The organism is Candidatus Planktophila sp. (genome assembly GCF_046070465.1).
Lineage (GTDB): Bacteria > Actinomycetota > Actinomycetes > Nanopelagicales > Nanopelagicaceae > Planktophila.
Genome location: NZ_JBJTMK010000057.1, coordinates 1 through 17,425, shown reverse-complemented (window position 1 = coordinate 17,425; position 17,425 = coordinate 1). Strand labels below are relative to the sequence as shown.

The following is a 17,425-nucleotide window of genomic DNA, read 5'->3' as shown; positions in this document are numbered from 1 at the left end:
CAACTGATTGCGCTTTGAGAAGCTGAGCTAAGAATGAGAGATAAGCACCGGCACCTTGAGTGACATCACGAGTTCCAATTTCGACTCCGCGTGCACGAGCTGCGAGCTTGATCGCATCCTCTGGCTGAAATCCTTCTGCATAGGAATGCGGATCAGTAATCATGAGAGCGACAATATCCAATCAACAAGCAAACGGACGCCAAATCCGGTACCGCCTTTTGGATTTTCTCCTGAATCGGCTTCACTGCGAGCGGTTCCTGCGATATCGAGGTGTACCCATTTGCGGTCGCCAACAAAGTGCTCGAGATAGAGAGCGGCTGTCACAGATCCTGCGGAGTAATCGTGTTTATCCGCTGCATGGTTGAGATCAGCGACATCGCTCTCCAGTGAATCGACATAATCATCGACGAGAGGCATATGCCAGACGCGTTCTCCTGAGGCCTCACCTACTGCGCTGAGCTGGGCAGCTAACTTGTTATCGCGTGTGTACATCGCTGCATATTGACGACCTAGCCCCAGTGTTGCGGCACCGGTTAAAGTGGCGATATCGACGAGATAGTCAGGGTCAAGGTTCTTATCTGCGTAGGCCAAGCCATCGGCAAGGACAAGTCGACCTTCTGCATCGGTATTAATGATCTCAACGGTTGTTCCGCCGTATTGAGTGATGATGTCCGATGGTCGTTGCGAAGTTCCAGAGAGCGCGTTCTCTGCACACATCATTAAAACAGTTACACGAATATTGGGTTGAAGATCTGCAATTGCGGAGATTGCACCAAGAGCTGCAGCAGAACCTGCCATATCGCTCTTCATCGCCACCATCATGTCGTAAGGACGCTTCAGCGAAACTCCACCGGTGTCGTAGGTGATTCCCTTACCAACGATGACAACGTGAGGTAGAGCTGACGCACCCTTTACCTTTGATTGAGAAATCTTCTTAGGCAGATAGGAAATTTCGATAAAACGTGGGCCAGGCTTTGGTGAAGACATTCCGACAGCGACAAGTCCACCAAATTGTGCGAGTTCTTTTCCTTCAAGAACTTTTATAGAGAGTCCCTTAGCAACAGCGATTTTCTTCGCTTCTTGAGCCATCCAAAGCGGAGTCTTGATATTTGAAGGGGTATGAATCAGATCACGAGTATGAACGAGTGCTTGTGCAATTGCTTGAGCTTCTTCAAGCGCTCCTAATTCATTGGTCGCAATCGAGAAAGTTGGAATCTCAGCAGGTGCGCTCGTCTTGAGGTTCCAGGTATACGCACCAAGTACGATAGAAATTGCATGTGCTTTAACTTCTGCCTTTTTGTGCGGCAATAGCGAGATGAGGTTGAGTGCCTTGCCACGGACCTTGCGACCGAGGGCAGCACCTGCTGCGCGGAAATCTTTAAGTGACTGATCCCCGAGACCGACTAAATAAAGTCGATCCATCTCGGATTCTTCATGCAGGACGGGAACTTCAAAGAGCTCCCCGGCCTTTGCAGAGGGTGAGAAGAATGCAACTTCATCGAGAAGATTGATCTCAAAGAACTTTTCGATTGCTGAAATAAGCGAAGACTTTCCTACGAATGAGATTTCGCCTTCTGCATTCTTAATAAAACCCAACGCAAGAACATCGCCGCCGAGGAGAGAATTGAGCTCAGGGGTGACAGAGTAAAGAATTTTTCAAGATCCTTACTTTTTAATGAGGGCTACTGCGGCTTCAAGAGCTGCGCTGAGGTTATTTGCCTCCTGAGGATTGAGCTCAACCACGAGGCGTCCTCCGCCTTCGAGTGGAATTCGCATAACTAGGGAGCGAGCTTCCTTTGTTACTTCCATTGGGCCATCACCAGTGCGGGGTTTCATTGCTGCCATGGGAAAAGTATCCCGTATTGAACCCCTGTAATGGAAATCGAGAATAGTGCTTTTAGAGCCCCAAGTATGCGGAAATACGCCGTTTTCCAGATTCAATAACGACTAAAACTGAGCGTTCTGGAACAGCGAGCAGGGCTGCAATATCGCCCGGGCTCTTCCCTCGGAGATAGTGGAGAGTCAAAATAATGCGTTCTTCCTCAGGCAGAGAAGTAAGCAACTCTGCAATTGTCTGAGGGGCGCTCATAGGGATAGAGATTACTCCAGAAGACGCGCAAAACGGGCGAGAGAAATCTTTACCCCCAGCCAGATAAAAGGTTTGATTGCAATAAAGAAGAGCCAAGGAGCAATGACCTCTTCTGACCATTGAAAAGAGGTGTGCTCACCATCGAGTGCAATGACCTCGAAAGAGCCAGAACCTTTCAAAACTTTTCCATAATGAATGACATCGCAGCGACGTGGTGGATCCCATGCAGTCACCTTCATTAAATCTATGAGGCCAAGAAACTTAATACGTGGATAGGAACGATGTAACGGTCCGGTGAATGCTTCGATTGTGACGCCCACTCCTTCGGCGATGTCACTGGTGCGAATAACTTTTGTTTGCAGCATCCACTTGCTCTGACCTTCCCAGTCAGCAATTGCGCTCCATACTTTTTCAGCAGGTGCGTTAATGAGTTGCGAGAGCGCTAATGAATTACTACGCATTATGGCTCTTAATGAATTCGAGAGTCTCGTCAATTGTTGTCGCCCACAGAACTAATTCGCGCATTCCCGGCTTCACAAATTCTTGATCTTCTAGATCAACTACGAGATCGTGTAACTTTGTATAAACACCATAAGGGTCGAGGATCACAATTGGTTTATTGTGAAATCCAAGGTAGCGCCCCACCCATATCTCTATGAGTTCTTCAAGGGTACCGAGCCCTCCGGGAAGTGCGATAAATGCATCTGCGAGTTCTTCGATTTTTGCTTTGCGGGTTCGCATCGTGTCGACGACAACAAGTTCATCGCTATCGTGATCTGCAAATTCAATATCGACCAATTTCTGAGGGATAATACCGATGGTCTTGCCGCCCTTACTGCGAGCACCACGAGAGATCGCTCCCATCGAAGAGATGTGACCTCCGCCAGAAACAAGCTCTGCACCAGATTCAGCAATTGCTGCACCGAGTTCAAAGGAGAGGTCTATGAACTTGGGATCAATTGTGGGTGATGATGAGCAATACACGGCGATTCGCATGTGCGAAAGGATACGCATGAAGCCAGTATTCTTCTTCTCATGTCGACTCTTGCGCACGGTCATGGAATTGCAACGCTCTCAGGTACAACTGTTCTCGATGTCTGGTTTCCCATTCCAGCACTCGGAGCTCTTACCAGCTCACCTGATGCGGCGTTATCTGCCCTTGCTATCGCAGATGCAGATCGTGGCGTCACACGTGAAGTTGTCTCCATCGAAATTGACCTGACAAAGGCACCTGCAGATGCCAAAGATGCATATCTTCGACTTCACCTACTCTCACATCGTCTGGTAAAGCCCCATGGACAATCACTCGATGGAATCTTCGGACTTCTTGCAAACGTTGTATGGACTTCTGTCGGACCATGTGCGGTTGAGGGATTCGAGCTCACACGTGCTCGCCTGAAGGCAAAGCACGGAACAGTTACCGTCTATAGCGTCGATAAGTTCCCCCGTATGGTCGATTATGTAATTCCTTCTGGTGTGCGTATCGCAGATGCTGATCGCGTTCGCCTCGGTGCTCATCTCGCAGCTGGCACAACAATCATGCATGAAGGATTCGTTAACTTTAACGCTGGAACTCTCGGTGCATCAATGATTGAAGGACGTATCTCAGCTGGCGTTGTCGTCGGAGATGGAACAGATGTGGGTGGCGGTGCATCCATTATGGGAACACTCAGTGGTGGTGGCAAAGAAGTTATCTCTATCGGCGAGAAGTGCTTACTTGGCGCCAACTCAGGACTTGGTATTTCACTTGGCAATAACTGTGTCATCGAAGCCGGCACCTATATCACTGCAGCTGCGAAGGTGACTCTTCCAGATGGTCAGGTCGTAAAGGCTGGAACTCTCTCCGGTGCACACGATCTCTTGTTCCGCCGAAACTCGCTTACTGGTGGACTTGAGGCGGTAATGCGCACTGGCACTTGGGGTGGGCTTAACTCAGTTCTTCACGCTAACTAGCGGGTGTAAACCATGGTGAAGGAAGCTTCACTCGACTTCTAAAAGTATCTCCACGAAGAATCTTTGATAGACCGTCAGTGCTGGTTCCCTTAATCCACGTTACTGCCCCAGCGCTATTGCGCGAAACAATCTCCAAAGTTGCGACATTGGGAAGGCTAAACGCCGCTGCAACCAGATGCTGAGTTGTTGATGCTTTCCATGATGCAAATCGCGGATTGAGTTTTACATCCACACTCGCTGAATCAGAAACTGATTGGGTGTAACTCGTCGGACCACCCCAAGCATCCGTTGTTGTTTGGGTTGCCCCACCCGATGATGAGAAGAAATATGCCTGAATTGGCTTGCCTCCGCTGAGAATTGCTAGCCCTGTCGATGAATCAACGACTGTGCGCAGCACCGCAGCGCGCCACAGTTGACCAATCTTTGCCTCAGATTCCTTTGCATAACCCACAAAGTTTTGATCTGCGATATGTGCGTAGAGATGACAATCGCACGATGCTTTGATGCTACCCATTTTTGAAAGCGCATAGCTACGAGATGCGATTGTTTGCGCCTCCAGAACGGCTGCTGGCCAATTTGATGCAATTTCGCTGATACCAAGGAGGTACTCATCATGAAGCGATAAGGAATTTGTGACTTCAAGAGCGCCTCTTACAACTTTAATTTGTATATATCCATATCTAAATCGATCATTACCAAAGTTAATTACCGGAGCAACTCCTCCGCTCCACTGCACAGTTACAAGAGGTGAGTTATAGCCTTGAATAGTTTTGAGATCTGGTGAAATTGTAAAAGTTATCTTGCGCTTGCTGGCTATGAGACCTGTCTGGGTTTCGCCAGCAAAAGCTTGAATTGTTGTCCCGATAGCTGTTGTAGTCAGAGTTACACTCTTGAGTACATGACCAATATTGACGCGAATTGTTGCCGTATCTACAACAGGGAGAACTTCAACATTTTTATAGTAATACTTCAAGATTGCGCTCGCGCTCTCACCTGCAACCGCGCGAGCTTTTGCACCGATTTGGCTCATGCCGACGCCATGTCCATAACCGGCTCCAGTGAAATTAAATGTTGCAGGAACTTCAGAGGCAGTTGCAGTGGGGATGAAATGCAGTGCGAGTACTGCACAGAGAATCGGAGTGAAGCGTTTAAACATCCTCATCGGAAGCTGCGCTCTTTCCAACATTCATGAATTTCTGATACTCGGCGATAACTTCTGCCGGCTTGCCACGTGCCATCAACTTGCCCTTATTAAGCCAGATAACTTCATTGCAGAGATCTTCGATCGTTGCCAGAGCATGGCTCACAAGTATGAGTGCGCGGTCTGCAGTGCGAAGTTCTTTCATGCGATTAAGTGACTTCTCTTTGAACTTTGCGTCACCCGTGCTCAGTGCCTCATCGACAATCAAAATATCTGGTTCGACGATTGCCGCGACAGAAAAGGCTAGACGTGCATACATGCCTGATGAATATGTGCGCATGGGCGCGTCGATTGCTTCGCCGAGCTCTGAAAATGCTGCGATTGCTTCAAACTTCTCATCAATCTCTGAGCGAGACATTCCTGCTGCTAAGCCGCCCAGATAAACGTTTTCACGGCCTGTCATCGAGGGATTGAATCCAACTCCGAGAGCAAGAAGTGTGGAGACGCTTCCATAGACTTCGACGCGACCCTTTGTAGGTGGCACGATTCCAGATATCACGCGCATCAAGGAAGACTTTCCTGCACCGTTTGAGCCGATGATTCCTAGAACTGTTCCGTAATGAACATCAAGGGTTACTTCACTGAGGGCCTGAACAGTACGGGTGTGCTTCTTGCCGCGACCAAGAGATTTGAGGCGCGCTTTAAGAGTTGGCTTCTTATCTATTGAAGTTGTGTAAGTCAGTCCAAGATCTTGAACTGAGACGGCGATAGAGCCTCTTGTGTGATCGTGGCTAAAGTCGGACAGCGAAATCACGCTCCCTCGATAGGAAGAAGTATGTGCCAACGATGAAAATCCCCAGTGCAAAGAGAGTCGCATGAAGTAGTGCACGTGGATGTGGAGCTTGCGCGTGCACCATCACGCGTGACCAGGAATCGAGGAGATAGAAAATTGGATTAATTACTTCGTATCGTTTGATATCTGATGAAATCTTAGAAGCTTCGTAAAGAATCGGAGATAAGTAGAGCAAGCTGCGAGTCAGATAAGGAAGCATGCTTGAGATATCACGGAAGTAGACATTGATACATGAAATCAAGATTGCCATTCCGAGTCCCATCACAATGGCAATGAGAAGCACCGGAAAAGCCCAGAGCATCTGCCATGAAAATGGCAAACCTAAAATCGCGTGGATAGCAAAGGCGACCACGAGAGTTGGAATGAATCTAAAGATTGCAACCACGACTGCAGAGACAGGAAGCATGATGCGAGGAAACGATGTATTGAGGATCAAACGCTGACCAGAGGTAATCGCTTTGACTCCACCAGTAAGGCTGTTAGCGATGAGATAGAAGAGAAAGAGCGTGGCTGTCAGATGCCCAAATCGTTGAGCATCGCTTGTTCCACCGATGACATAAATCAAGAGGAAGTACACGCCTGAGAGCAGGAGTGGATTGAGGACTAGCCAGAGCTGACCAAAGACTGAGCCGAAGTTCTGCTCGCGGAGCTCAGAGCGCGCAAATTCTGAGACAAATGCTCGGCGATGCCAGAGCGAGCGCAGGTAAGCGCGCATCGGAGGGAGGCCAGCCTTAAATGGCACATAGACAACTTGCGGCTGGGTCATACGGGGAAGATTACCTCAGTATTCGAGCTATTCGGATGAAGGAACGATGCTCTTAGGTGAGGTAATAAAGCCTGCTCCCCATGCAAAGTGCATCGTCGGGATAATTGCTAATAGGTATATGTATTGAGCTGCTGAACGAGCGATAGCGATTGATGCCCCTCCAACAAAGAGAAGATAGATCGCTGCTGGGATAAAAAAGATTGAATGCAGCAATCCGCCCAACACTATCGAGGCGAGAAAACCAGCCAGTGCCACAGGTGGCGCGAGGTATCGATAGTTAATGGTGCCTTTATGTCGACGAGACACAACACGGCGCCATCGACCGTACTCGAAATACTGTTTTGCCAGAGCTGCCACAGTTGAACGTGGTCGATATGTCACATGCAGACGAGGATCGAAGTAAACCTTGCCACCATTACTGCGCAATCTAAAGTTGAGTTCCCAATCTTGCGCACGGGTAAATCTCTCATCAAAGCCACCAATCGCTTGCAGCGCTTCTTTCCTAAATACGCCGAGGTAGACAGTGTCTACCTCACCTGCTTCTCCCCCAGTGTGAAAACGTGACGCTCCAACACCTAGCGGGCTGCGCATTGCACCAGCAACAGATTTCTCAAAGGTTGTGACACCTTCTGCTGCCATCAATCCACCGACATTGACCGCACCAGTTGCATCGAGAATCTCGACGGCAAGAGAGATGTAATTCTGTGGAATCTGTGCATGGCCATCGACGCGAACAATTATTGATCCGCGTGATTCGTTGAGTGCAGCGTTAAGGCCTGCCGCAGTTCGACCAGAAGGATTGGCAACAACAATGACTCGTTTATCTTCAGAGTGAAGTTGGTCTGCAATGGCCTGAGTGCGATCTTTTGAAGGTCCGACTGCAAGCACGACTTCAAATTCTCCGCGGTAATCCTGTGAAAGTATTGAGAGAACTGCATCACGTAAGTAAAGCTCTTCATTGAGAATTGGCAGAATGACAGAGACCATTGGCAGCGGTGAGCCACTTAACTGGTGAATGTTCTGTGTCGCCATAACCCCGTAACGCTATCGTTCAAGTACCCTGCGCATGTGAAATCAACGCGCGCGATTCGGATTATTACATCACTCTCCCTGGGTGTTGTAGCCCTCTCTGCCATTACCTGGCTTGGGCTTGGCCAAATTAGTGGCCAGATTTCGCGTATTGATGTCTTTGCAGGTTTGGGTAATCGTCCTGAGAAAGTGAACTCAGCGCTCAATTATCTCGTGGTGGGTTCTGATAACCGCGAGGGTCTTTCGAAAGAGCAGCTCAAGAAATTGCGTGTTGGTGGAGTTAAAGTTGCAGCAGGCGGACGTTCGGACACCATGCTTCTTGTTCATATCAGCAAGAATCGTGATGCTGCATATATCGTCTCGCTGCCTCGTGACACTCTCGTCACAATTCCAGAGCACATTGGTCTCGACGGAAAGTCTCAAATTCCTGCGCGAGATGGAAAGCTCAATGCAGCATTTGCATACGGTGGAGCGCCACTTCTCATTCGCACCATTGAAGGAATGACACAGCTCAAGGTTGATCATTACGTTGAAGTCAGTTTTGCGGGATTTGTAGGCGTTGTCGATGCACTCGGTGGAATTCAGGTGTGTTCAAAGGTTGCAATCAATGACCCCAAGAGCCACCTCGTGATGAGTGCCGGAAGCCACATACTTGATGGAGTTGAATCCCTGAAGTACGTGCGCACTCGCGACTTTGATGGTCGTGGTGATATCGGTCGCATGGAACGTCAGCAACAATTCGTCTCTGCCATTATTCGTAAAGCAACATCTTCAGGAACGTTGCTGAATCCAATTAAGTTGGCCAATTTCTATAAGGCAACTATCTCTACAGTGAAGATGGATGAAGGCGTGAATAAGAATGACCTTCTGACTCTCGCTAAGCAGATGCGCAATCTCTCATCAGGAAATGTGCGCACGATGACTGTTCCGCTTTCGAACCCGAATGGCCGCCATCCTGTCTTAGGATCAGTCGTAATCTGGGATTCAGTATTGGCTCCAGAACTCTGGAATCGCATCAAAAATGACACCGCCCTAGTCGATACCGTGGTCTCGAAAAAGTCATCTGCATCACCAAAGGCCTCACCTTCCAGCACAACAATCGATAAATTTAAGACACAGACCGCGGCTAACAATCCCTGCGCTGCTAATAAATAAACCACCTGCAATAGACTCGCGGGCATGAAGTTAAAGCTCTCAGTCATTGGTTGTGGCTATCTCGGCGCAACCCACGCTGCATGTATGTCATCGCTTGGTTTCGATGTTGTTGGAATCGATACCGACCCTCACAAGGTTGAGCTCCTCCAGAAAGGCGAGCTCCCTTTCTACGAACCAGGTCTCGACACTCTGCTCGCGCAGGAGATGAAGACAGGTCGCCTCTCCTTCACAACTGATTTCTCAGCTGTTGCTGATGCTGATGTTCACTTCATCTGCGTCGGAACACCTCAAAGCAAAGATGGTCTCGCTGCAGACCTGTCATACGTCAAGGGCTCCGTTGCTGCAATTGCACCGTTTCTCAAAGATGGCGCACTTGTCGTTGGTAAGTCGACTGTTCCTGTGGGAACAGCGCAGGCGCTTCGCAATTACCTCAAGGAGCATGCACCGCAGGCTGACCTTGCATGGAATCCAGAATTCCTTCGTGAAGGTTTTGCGGTTGAAGATACTTTGACTCCAAACCGTCTCGTCGTTGGTGTTGCTAATGACCGGGCAGAAGAAATTCTGAAAGAGGTCTATGAGCCAGTGATTGCTCTTGGTACTCCATGGATTCGCGCAGACCTTCCTACTGCAGAGCTTGTGAAAGTTGCAGCGAACTCATTCCTTGCAACAAAGATTTCATTTATCAATGCAATGGCTGAAGTCTGCGAAGCAGCTGGCGGCGATGTCACTGTTCTTGCAAAGGCAATTGGATATGACCCTCGAATCGGAAACCGCTTCTTGCAAGCAGGTATTGGTTTCGGTGGCGGATGCCTGCCAAAAGATATTCGTGCATTTATGGCGCGTGCGCAAGAACTTGGTGCCGACCAAGCACTCGAGTTCCTCCGCGAAATCGACAACATCAACCTACGTGCACGTCAACGCGTAATCGATGTTGTTCGTGCAGATCTCTCAGAAGATCTCACTCAGTACAAGATTGCTGTTCTTGGCGCGACATTTAAGCCCGACAGTGACGATGTGCGTGACTCCCCAGCGCTCGATATTGCTGCTCAGCTATCTGCGGCTGGCGCTCAGGTTGTTGTTCACGACCCCAAGGGAATTGAGCCAGCACGTAAGCGCTTCCCGAACCTCGACTATGCCGAGAAGGTTGTCGATGCCGTAAAAGGCGCCGATGCAATCTTGCACTTAACCGAGTGGAAGGAATATCGCGAGCTCGATCCGTCAGTAATCGGTCAGCTTGTGAAGTCGAAGTTCCTTATCGACGGTCGCAATATGCTTGATCGCAACCTCTGGCGCAACGCTGGTTGGCGCGTTCACGCACTGGGTCGTACAGATTAGTTAGGTTTTAGAGAAAAATGCCCGTCGAGAAATCGGCGGGCATTTTTCTTGACCATTCAAATTTCAATTTAGAGAACATCACCTGCTGACATTTACCTAGCATCTGCCCATGCGGAAATTAATACTAACTCTTTCAGTTATCGCTCTTAATCTCATTCCACTTGCAACTTCCTATGCAGCAGATAGTGCAGATCTTATGCGCCCATGCCTATTCAATGATCATGTGGATTGCATTGAAAAGATCACGGTTGATCTGCCAGATGGAACGACTTCGACCGGCTTCATAACGGGGAAGAATGCAAATGTTCCGATTGCACCCAACGACGCATACCTCTCAAGAATTTCCGGCATCCATGATGAGTGGAGTTTCCCGGGGCTAAAGTCTCAAAACGGAACTGACAGAGTCGAGTTTTACATTTTCCATTGGCCGGCGGATGCAATTCATTGTGACAACGCCAGCAATTGCTCTGCCAGCCAAGAAGAGTTGGGAATATACGCACGTCCATCTATGTTTGACGGAGGTAGACCGCCCGTAATCGTAAGTGGCAAAGATGCAGAGCTCATATGTCCTACAGGCCAAAGCAGCTGTTCCATTGGCTCACCACCATGGAACTTTGAAAGCGACATTACCTTCCATGTTCAGTTGAGAATGGGTAAAAGTTTCTTTCCACTTTATGCAAATGGTCGGACAAAAAACTTTTCATTAAATGTCACCCCTTTCACTGATAGAAACATTGTTGACATCAATTTTTCGCCATTGATTCTTGAGAATGTCTACTTCGCACTTGCCGATTTCTTTTCCATTGATCATGGTCTATATGTGACTAATGAACCGGCGATGTGGATCTACACCGCAGACAACATCCGAACGGATCCATTGAAACCATGCGTTTTATCAGGTGGACTGAGCATCGTGACTAATGCATTCAACCAATGGTCGCCAACCTGGAACTCCGCGAATCGCTCGATAGATGTGCAACTGAGAGCTTCTCATCTAAGAACGGATGGCAGTGTGAATGCCGGATATCTAGAAATTCGTATACCAACCGCTATGGCGAAGTGTCTTTGGGGAGTGAATCTAAGAGGAGAAGTTGAAGCAAGTGTCGCCTTGACCTATACAGATGGGACCCCAGACGAAGTTTTGACTGTTTCTTCTCACGAGAAAGATGGATATTACTCCGTTATATCTGCAGGTTTTCACTACTCATCACCAAAACTTCAAATTCGATTGAACGGCGAATCCGATGCAGCACCACCGATAGGAATTGCTAATCCAAATAAGCCCGAGAAAGTGTCGGTAACGAAAACAATTTCCTGTGTAAAAGGAAAGTTTGTGAAGAAAATTTCCGGCAAGAACCCCAAATGTCCAATCGGGTTCAAGAGAGTTACTAAGCGAACATAAAGTAGTTGCTTTCTATAATCGAATAGTTAGCCATGTAAGTGCTTTAAATACTTCAGGCGAGAAGCTTTCGCTCCCCACCTGAAACGTCCGCATCGTGGACTTAGCTAGATGGGGCGTTGTTTGCGCGACGGCCCTTTAGCTTTTCTCGATAGTCAAGTACTGACTTAAATATGTCGAAAATTAAAAACCAGTTTTGGTACTGCGACGGGCGCTCAATTGGGCGCCCTTTGCTTTTGCCTCTTCAGAAAGAGCCGCAAGCTGCGCTTCAATCTTCTTGGCAACAGCTGAATCTGCTGAACCAATGATGCGTGCTGCAAGAATTCCTGCATTCTTTGCATTGTCAATACCGACTGTTGCAACCGGAATTCCACCTGGCATCTGCACGATAGAGAGAAGTGAGTCCATGCCTTCTAGGTTCTTGAGCGAAACTGGAACTCCGATAACAGGGAGAGTTGTAAGGGAAGCAACCATGCCTGGAAGGTGAGCTGCTCCACCTGCGCCAGCAATGATGACTTTGTAGCCCTTTGCTGCAGCGCTCTTAGCAAATTCGACCATTTCTTCTGGCATGCGGTGTGCTGACACAACATCTGCTGAGTATGTGATGCCAAATGAATCGAGTGCCTTAGCAGCCTCTTCCATTACCGGCCAATCAGAATCTGATCCCATGATGATTGCAACGTCACTCATCGATCACTCCGCTCATGTAGTCGCGTGCATGCTGCACTTCTAGGGTTAAGTGTAGAAGGTCATCGCCACATGCGGTGACGTGGCCAATCTTGCGCCCTTTGCGTACTTCCTTCTTGTATTGATGGAAGTGAAGGTGTGGTGTGCGAGCCATGAGATGCAAGTAAGGGCGGTACATATCTGTCTTGTCGCCGCCAAGAACATTACCCATCACTGCATACTTGTGATTCATTGCAGGGCTACCAAGAGGCAAATCTAAAATCGCGCGCAAATGTTGTTCGAATTGTGATGTCACTGATCCTTCAATAGACCAATGGCCAGAGTTATGAGGGCGCATTGCAAGTTCATTGATATAGATCTCTTCACCTTTAATAAACATCTCAACTGCCATCACGCCGACAACTCCGACAGTCTGTGCTATCTCTAGTGCGATCTTCTGTGCTTGCTCTGCAACTGCAGGAGAAATCTTCTGCGCAGGGGTAATGGTGAGAGTGCAGATGCCATCTTCTTGCACGGTCTCAACCGGTGCCCATGACGTTGCTTGCCCATGAGGCGATCGGGCGACCATGACTGCAATCTCTGTATCGAATTCAATCAATTCTTCAATTAAGAGCGGGGATGTATGACTGAGAATCTCTTGAAGTTCTACCTGGTTCTTAATCTTCCATACGCCACGGCCGTCATATCCCCCGCTAATTGCCTTGGCGATCACTGGAAAATCTTTTACTGCCGATGGTTCGGTAATTACCTGCGATTGTGGACTTGGAAAGGCAGCAAGTTTTTGACGCATCGCAGCTTTATCTTGTGAATAAATGAAAGCAGATGAAGGCGGATAGACCTTGATGCCTTCTGCCTCTAAACCTTTAATCACCGAAAGTGGAATCAATTCGTGTTCGAAAGTGACTACATCAACCTTCCGAGCAAACTCGAGCACCTGTGCGAGATTGGTGTAGTCACCGACAACATGATGGGTGATTTGAGCGCCTGAATCGTTGCCATCTTGAGCAAAGAGAAGAAGGTCGATCCCTAGAGCAGTTGCTGGTGCAACCATCATGCGAGCAAGCTGGCCAGCGCCTATGACGCCGACAGTTGGGAAGCGATTGCTCACCGGCTTATCGTAGATGAACGACATCTCCTACTGTTACTTCTTTACCGTTAGCGAGCATGAGGGCTCCAGTATCTGAGATGTCTACCGCCTTGGATTCGATTACTTCACCGCCAGGAATGGTGACAGAGACTTCTTTTCCAATAGTCACTGATGCCTCTCGATAAGCAGCTAGGAAGCTTTGATCCAGCTCCCACATCTGCATATTGATTTCAAAGTGATTGATAATTGAAGCAAGAATTACATTGCGATCGAGATTTGCAAAACCTTCGATTGAAAGTGATGTCGCATGCTCGACAGGAAGTTCCTCCTGCGACATGCCAACGTTTATGCCAATTCCGAGTACAACACCTTTATCTGTGGCTTGCGCAATCATTCCGGCAAACTTCTTCTCGCCAATTAATAAATCGTTCGGCCATTTGACTCCAACTTTCACAGTGGGATCAAGTGCGCGAAGTGCTTCATGAACACTTAAGCCGGCAAGCAAAGTGAGAAATGACCACTCGCTCTTATTCACTTGAGGTTCTACGTAGATAGAAAACGTCAGTGCTGATTGTGGCGCTGCATCAAATGTACGATCTAATCTTCCGCGTCCACTTGTTTGAAATTCGCTCGCAAGAATTGTTTTCGGAAGAGCTTTACCCGAACTCACTAGTTCGTATAAATCATCTTGAGTCGAGCCGGTGACTTCAACCACGCTTACCCGCCAGTACCGCGAGATTTCCTGCGATATGCGCTTCTTATCTAGTGGCGCTCTTGGCGCATCAGTACCCACGACTAGTACCTTAAGCGCATGAGCCACGATCTACATACAACTGCGGGAAAAATCGAAGACCTTCGCAGTCGCATTGATGAAGCTGTCCACGCAGGATCTGCCCGAGCTGTAGATAAGCAGCATGCAAAGGGAAAGAAGACTGCCCGCGAGCGCATTGAGATGCTCGTAGATCCAGATTCTTTTACAGAAATCGATGAGTTCGCTCGCCACCGTGCCCACAACTTTGGCATGGAGAAGAACCGCCCTTACGGCGATGGAGTTGTGATCGGTACTGCCACTGTAGATGGTCGACCAATTGCTCTCTACTCCCAGGATTTCACAGTCTTCGGTGGATCTCTCGGTGAAGTCCATGCAGAGAAAATTGTAAAGATTGCAGAATTCGCGCTGAAGTCGGGTATCCCTCTTATTGGCATCAATGACTCGGGTGGCGCTCGTATTCAAGAAGGCGTTGCCTCTCTCAATGGCTACGGTCGAATCTTCCGCCTCAATACTCGTTCATCAGGCGTGATTCCTCAGATTTCATTGATCCTCGGCCCATGTGCTGGTGGTTCTGCATACTCACCAGCACTTACTGACTTCACCGTCATGGTCAAAGAAACCTCCAACATGTTCATCACAGGCCCTGACGTGATCAAGACTGTTACTGGTGAAGACGTTGGAATGGAAGAACTCGGTGGTGCATACACACACAACACAAAATCTGGAAACGCGCACTACATGGCAGATTCTGAGGCAGATGCGATTGATTATGTGAAGGCACTTCTCTCATACCTACCCTCTAACAACATGGACGGCTCACCGGTATTGCCGCCTACAGAATCGCTCGAGAAGAAAGCATCCGATACGGCGCTCAACACTCTTATTCCAGATAGCCCAAACCAGCCATATGACATGAAGGTTTTAATTCAGGCTCTTGTCGATGAAGGCGAGTTCCTTGAAGTTCACTCGCTCTATGCGCCAAATATAGTTGTTGGATTTGCGCGAATTGAAGGTCAATCAGTTGGAATCATTGCAAACCAGCCATCACAACTTGCGGGAACATTGGATATCAACTCTTCGGAAAAGGCTGCACGATTCTTGCGCTTCTGCGATGCATTTAATATTCCAATTCTTACTCTCGTCGATGTTCCAGGATTCTTGCCCGGAACGGAGCAAGAGTGGAACGGCATCATTCGTCGCGGCGCAAAGCTGCTTTATGCATATGCAGAAGCATCCGTTCCTCTTGTTACCCTTATTACACGTAAGGCCTATGGCGGAGCATTCATCGTGATGGGCTCTAAGTACCTCGGTAGTGACATCAACTTCGCATGGCCAAGCGCAGAGATCGCAGTGATGGGTGCACAAGGCGCCGTCAACATTCTCTACCGCAAGGAAATTTCAGAGGCTACAGATGTTGATGCAACCCGCAAGGAACTTGTTGATGATTACACCGAGAAGTTCTCTAACCCATACCTTGCAGCAGAGCGCGGAACGATTGATAGCGTGATTGAACCTGAAGAATCACGTCAATACATCACGAAGGCATTCCGCACTCTGAAGACAAAGCGCGACATCTTGCCTGCGCGTAAGCATGGAAACATTCCTCTATAAATGAAATTCACTGTTGCATCAGGTCATCCCAGCGATGAAGAGCTCATTGCTCTCCACGCTGTCTTGAATAACCGTAAACCTGTCGAACTTAAGCCTGTAATCAAGCGCAGCGTCTTCGGTCTTCCTCAGCTACGTCAGCCACTTCCCCATCAGGTAACTTTTGGCGCAAGAAGGTTTGAGTAATGCCGCGCATCGTTCTCGCTTCCCAATCTTCATCTCGCAAGCGACTTCTTGAAGGTGCAGGGCTTAAGCCCACCATCATCGTCAGCCACGTTGATGAAGAGACAGATTTCTTCAATGCGATGACGCCAGAAGATATGGTGATTGCGCTAGCTGTTGCTAAGGCCCATACAGTGCGCGAGCAAATTGATTACCCCGCAATAATTATTGGGTGCGATTCAACATTTGATGTAGATGGCCTCTCATTCGGAAAGCCTGGAACACCCGAAGTCGCGATTGAGCGCGCAAAAAAGATTAGTGGTCGCACTGGCCTTCTTCATACAGGTCACTGCATCATCGATACCGCACAAGGGATCGAGATTGCAGACCGCGTGACCACGAAAGTTACTTTTACTGATATGTCCGATGAGGAAATCGCTGACTATGTGGCTTCAGGCGAACCCCTTCACGTCGCAGGTGGATTCACTCTCGATGGCTTTGGCTCGCCATTTATTCCAGTTATCGAGGGCGATTACACAAACGTCGTAGGGATTTCAATGCCTTTCCTGCTCAAGGCGATGAAGCAACTTGGTTATTCTTGGCCTCAGGTAAAGGAGATGCAATGAAGCGCGTTCTGATAGCTAACCGAGGTGAAATTGCATTGCGCGTTATCCGTGCATGTAAAGACCATGGGCTCGAATCCGTCGCCATCTACTCTGAAGAAGATCGCGATGCGCTTCATACCAAGAGCGCAGATTTTGCATATTCACTCGAAGGCACTGTCGCAAAAGATACTTACCTCAATATCCCAAAGATTATTGCTCTCGCTATAACAGCAGGAGCAGATGCAGTTCACCCGGGTTATGGATTTCTCTCCGAGAACGCTGACTTTGCGCAAGCTGTTATTGATGCAGGATTGACTTGGATCGGCCCATCACCTGCTGCGATTAGCGCACTGGGTGACAAGGTTTCAGCCCGTCGTATCGCATCAGCGGCTGGTGCCCCACTCGTTGCGGGTACTAAAGATCCTGTCAAAACAGCAGAAGAAGTTGTTGCCTTCGCAAAAGAGCACGGCCTTCCTGTTGCAATCAAAGCTGCATTCGGTGGCGGTGGACGCGGACTTAAGGTCGCTCGCACTTTGGAAGAGATCCCAGAGCTCTATGCCTCTGCAGTTCGTGAGGCCATTGCTGGCTTTGGTCGCGGAGAATGTTTCGTAGAGCGCTATCTCGATAAACCTCGCCACGTTGAGACACAGGTTCTCGCAGATAAGTTTGGAAACGCAGTCGTTGTCTCTACCCGCGATTGCTCATTGCAGCGTCGCCACCAGAAGTTGGTAGAAGAGGCTCCAGCTCCATTCCTGACAGATGCACAGAACGAAGAGCTCTATCG

Annotated in this window: 20 protein-coding genes; 8 read left to right on the top strand and 12 right to left on the bottom strand. The window is 48.7% G+C overall.

Annotated elements, in window-relative coordinates; all coding sequences use genetic code 11:
• Nucleotides 1–159: 159 nt before the first annotated feature.
• The 5 genes from ACKOVI_RS02710 to ACKOVI_RS02690 form a co-directional block, all read right to left on the bottom strand.
• Nucleotides 160–1,596 carry a leucyl aminopeptidase family protein gene (locus ACKOVI_RS02710; RefSeq protein WP_509602481.1) on the bottom strand — a complete coding sequence of 479 codons (1,437 nt, stop codon included), beginning with the start codon at nucleotides 1,594–1,596 and terminating at the stop codon, nucleotides 160–162.
• A 69-nt stretch (nucleotides 1,597–1,665) separates the two neighbouring features.
• On the bottom strand, nucleotides 1,666–1,845 hold the full coding sequence (locus ACKOVI_RS02705; protein ID WP_020045748.1) for a DUF3117 domain-containing protein: 180 nt from the start codon (nucleotides 1,843–1,845) through the stop codon (nucleotides 1,666–1,668).
• Between the two features lie 52 nt (nucleotides 1,846–1,897).
• Nucleotides 1,898–2,089, bottom strand: a complete 192-nt coding sequence (locus ACKOVI_RS02700) for a sigma factor-like helix-turn-helix DNA-binding protein (protein WP_509602480.1) — start codon at nucleotides 2,087–2,089, stop codon at nucleotides 1,898–1,900.
• Nucleotides 2,090–2,100: 11 nt separating this feature from the next.
• A complete protein-coding gene (locus ACKOVI_RS02695; RefSeq protein ID WP_509602478.1) occupies nucleotides 2,101–2,550 on the bottom strand; it encodes an SRPBCC family protein in 450 nt (149 codons plus the stop codon).
• Nucleotides 2,543–3,085 carry an LOG family protein gene (locus tag ACKOVI_RS02690; RefSeq protein WP_509602477.1) on the bottom strand — a complete coding sequence of 181 codons (543 nt, stop codon included), beginning with the start codon at nucleotides 3,083–3,085 and terminating at the stop codon, nucleotides 2,543–2,545. The genes ACKOVI_RS02695 and ACKOVI_RS02690 overlap by 8 nt, the downstream gene beginning before the upstream one ends.
• A gap of 39 nt (nucleotides 3,086–3,124) precedes the next feature.
• On the opposite strand from ACKOVI_RS02690, the gene dapD reads away from it, so the two are divergent.
• Nucleotides 3,125–4,042, top strand: coding sequence for a 2,3,4,5-tetrahydropyridine-2,6-dicarboxylate N-succinyltransferase (gene dapD / locus ACKOVI_RS02685; protein WP_509602476.1), 918 nt, complete (start codon nucleotides 3,125–3,127; stop codon nucleotides 4,040–4,042).
• On the opposite strand, the gene ACKOVI_RS02680 is transcribed toward dapD, so the two are convergent.
• Genes ACKOVI_RS02680 through ACKOVI_RS02665 form a run of 4 tightly spaced genes read right to left on the bottom strand, consistent with a single transcriptional unit; the run spans nucleotide 4,035 to nucleotide 7,834 of the window.
• Nucleotides 4,035–5,198 (bottom strand): SpoIID/LytB domain-containing protein, encoded by a 1,164-nt coding sequence (locus ACKOVI_RS02680; protein WP_509602475.1) that lies wholly within the window; start codon nucleotides 5,196–5,198, stop codon nucleotides 4,035–4,037. The two genes, dapD and ACKOVI_RS02680, sit on opposite strands and share 8 nt — an antisense overlap.
• A complete protein-coding gene (locus tag ACKOVI_RS02675; RefSeq protein WP_509602474.1) occupies nucleotides 5,191–5,997 on the bottom strand; it encodes an ABC transporter ATP-binding protein in 807 nt (268 codons plus the stop codon). The genes ACKOVI_RS02680 and ACKOVI_RS02675 overlap by 8 nt, the downstream gene beginning before the upstream one ends.
• A complete protein-coding gene (locus ACKOVI_RS02670) occupies nucleotides 5,975–6,802 on the bottom strand; it encodes an ABC transporter permease (RefSeq protein WP_509602473.1) in 828 nt (275 codons plus the stop codon). The genes ACKOVI_RS02675 and ACKOVI_RS02670 overlap by 23 nt, the downstream gene beginning before the upstream one ends.
• Nucleotides 6,803–6,829: 27 nt before the next feature.
• Nucleotides 6,830–7,834 carry a glycosyltransferase family 2 protein gene (locus tag ACKOVI_RS02665; protein WP_509602472.1) on the bottom strand — a complete coding sequence of 335 codons (1,005 nt, stop codon included), beginning with the start codon at nucleotides 7,832–7,834 and terminating at the stop codon, nucleotides 6,830–6,832.
• A gap of 36 nt (nucleotides 7,835–7,870) precedes the next feature.
• Here ACKOVI_RS02665 and ACKOVI_RS02660 point away from each other — a divergent pair, with 36 nt between their 5' ends.
• From ACKOVI_RS02660 to ACKOVI_RS02650, 3 genes are all read left to right on the top strand, one after another.
• Nucleotides 7,871–8,986 (top strand): LCP family protein, encoded by a 1,116-nt coding sequence (locus tag ACKOVI_RS02660; protein ID WP_509602471.1) that lies wholly within the window; start codon nucleotides 7,871–7,873, stop codon nucleotides 8,984–8,986.
• 24 nt (nucleotides 8,987–9,010) lie between these two features.
• Nucleotides 9,011–10,321, top strand: coding sequence for a UDP-glucose dehydrogenase family protein (locus tag ACKOVI_RS02655; protein WP_509602470.1), 1,311 nt, complete (start codon nucleotides 9,011–9,013; stop codon nucleotides 10,319–10,321).
• A 109-nt stretch (nucleotides 10,322–10,430) separates the two neighbouring features.
• Nucleotides 10,431–11,723 carry a hypothetical protein gene (locus tag ACKOVI_RS02650; RefSeq protein WP_509602469.1) on the top strand — a complete coding sequence of 431 codons (1,293 nt, stop codon included), beginning with the start codon at nucleotides 10,431–10,433 and terminating at the stop codon, nucleotides 11,721–11,723.
• A gap of 180 nt (nucleotides 11,724–11,903) precedes the next feature.
• Here the strand turns inward: ACKOVI_RS02650 and purE are convergent, their stop codons facing one another.
• The 3 genes from purE to ACKOVI_RS02635 are packed head-to-tail and all read right to left on the bottom strand — an operon-like array spanning nucleotide 11,904 to nucleotide 14,287.
• Entirely contained in the window at nucleotides 11,904–12,410 is a 507-nt protein-coding gene (purE, locus tag ACKOVI_RS02645) for a 5-(carboxyamino)imidazole ribonucleotide mutase (protein WP_509602468.1), read from the bottom strand.
• On the bottom strand, nucleotides 12,403–13,539 hold the full coding sequence (locus tag ACKOVI_RS02640) for a 5-(carboxyamino)imidazole ribonucleotide synthase (protein ID WP_509602467.1): 1,137 nt from the start codon (nucleotides 13,537–13,539) through the stop codon (nucleotides 12,403–12,405). Before ACKOVI_RS02640 ends, purE begins: the two co-directional genes overlap by 8 nt.
• The gene (locus ACKOVI_RS02635) at nucleotides 13,520–14,287 is read right to left on the bottom strand and encodes a biotin--[acetyl-CoA-carboxylase] ligase (protein ID WP_509602466.1); all 768 of its coding nucleotides are present in this window, start codon (nucleotides 14,285–14,287) and stop codon (nucleotides 13,520–13,522) included. Before ACKOVI_RS02635 ends, ACKOVI_RS02640 begins: the two co-directional genes overlap by 20 nt.
• A gap of 18 nt (nucleotides 14,288–14,305) precedes the next feature.
• Between ACKOVI_RS02635 and ACKOVI_RS02630 the strand changes: the two genes are divergently transcribed.
• The 4 genes from ACKOVI_RS02630 to ACKOVI_RS02615 form a co-directional block, all read left to right on the top strand.
• Complete coding sequence (locus ACKOVI_RS02630; protein ID WP_509602465.1) at nucleotides 14,306–15,877, top strand: acyl-CoA carboxylase subunit beta; 1,572 nt, start codon at nucleotides 14,306–14,308, stop codon at nucleotides 15,875–15,877.
• Nucleotides 15,878–16,060, top strand: a complete 183-nt coding sequence (locus ACKOVI_RS02625; protein WP_509602464.1) for a hypothetical protein — start codon at nucleotides 15,878–15,880, stop codon at nucleotides 16,058–16,060.
• The gene (locus ACKOVI_RS02620; protein WP_509602463.1) at nucleotides 16,060–16,662 is read left to right on the top strand and encodes a Maf family protein; all 603 of its coding nucleotides are present in this window, start codon (nucleotides 16,060–16,062) and stop codon (nucleotides 16,660–16,662) included. Before ACKOVI_RS02625 ends, ACKOVI_RS02620 begins: the two co-directional genes overlap by 1 nt.
• Nucleotides 16,659–17,425, top strand: a 767-nt coding sequence (locus ACKOVI_RS02615; RefSeq protein WP_509602461.1) for an ATP-binding protein, incomplete at its 3' end; no start/stop codon positions are given. The genes ACKOVI_RS02620 and ACKOVI_RS02615, both read left to right, overlap by 4 nt.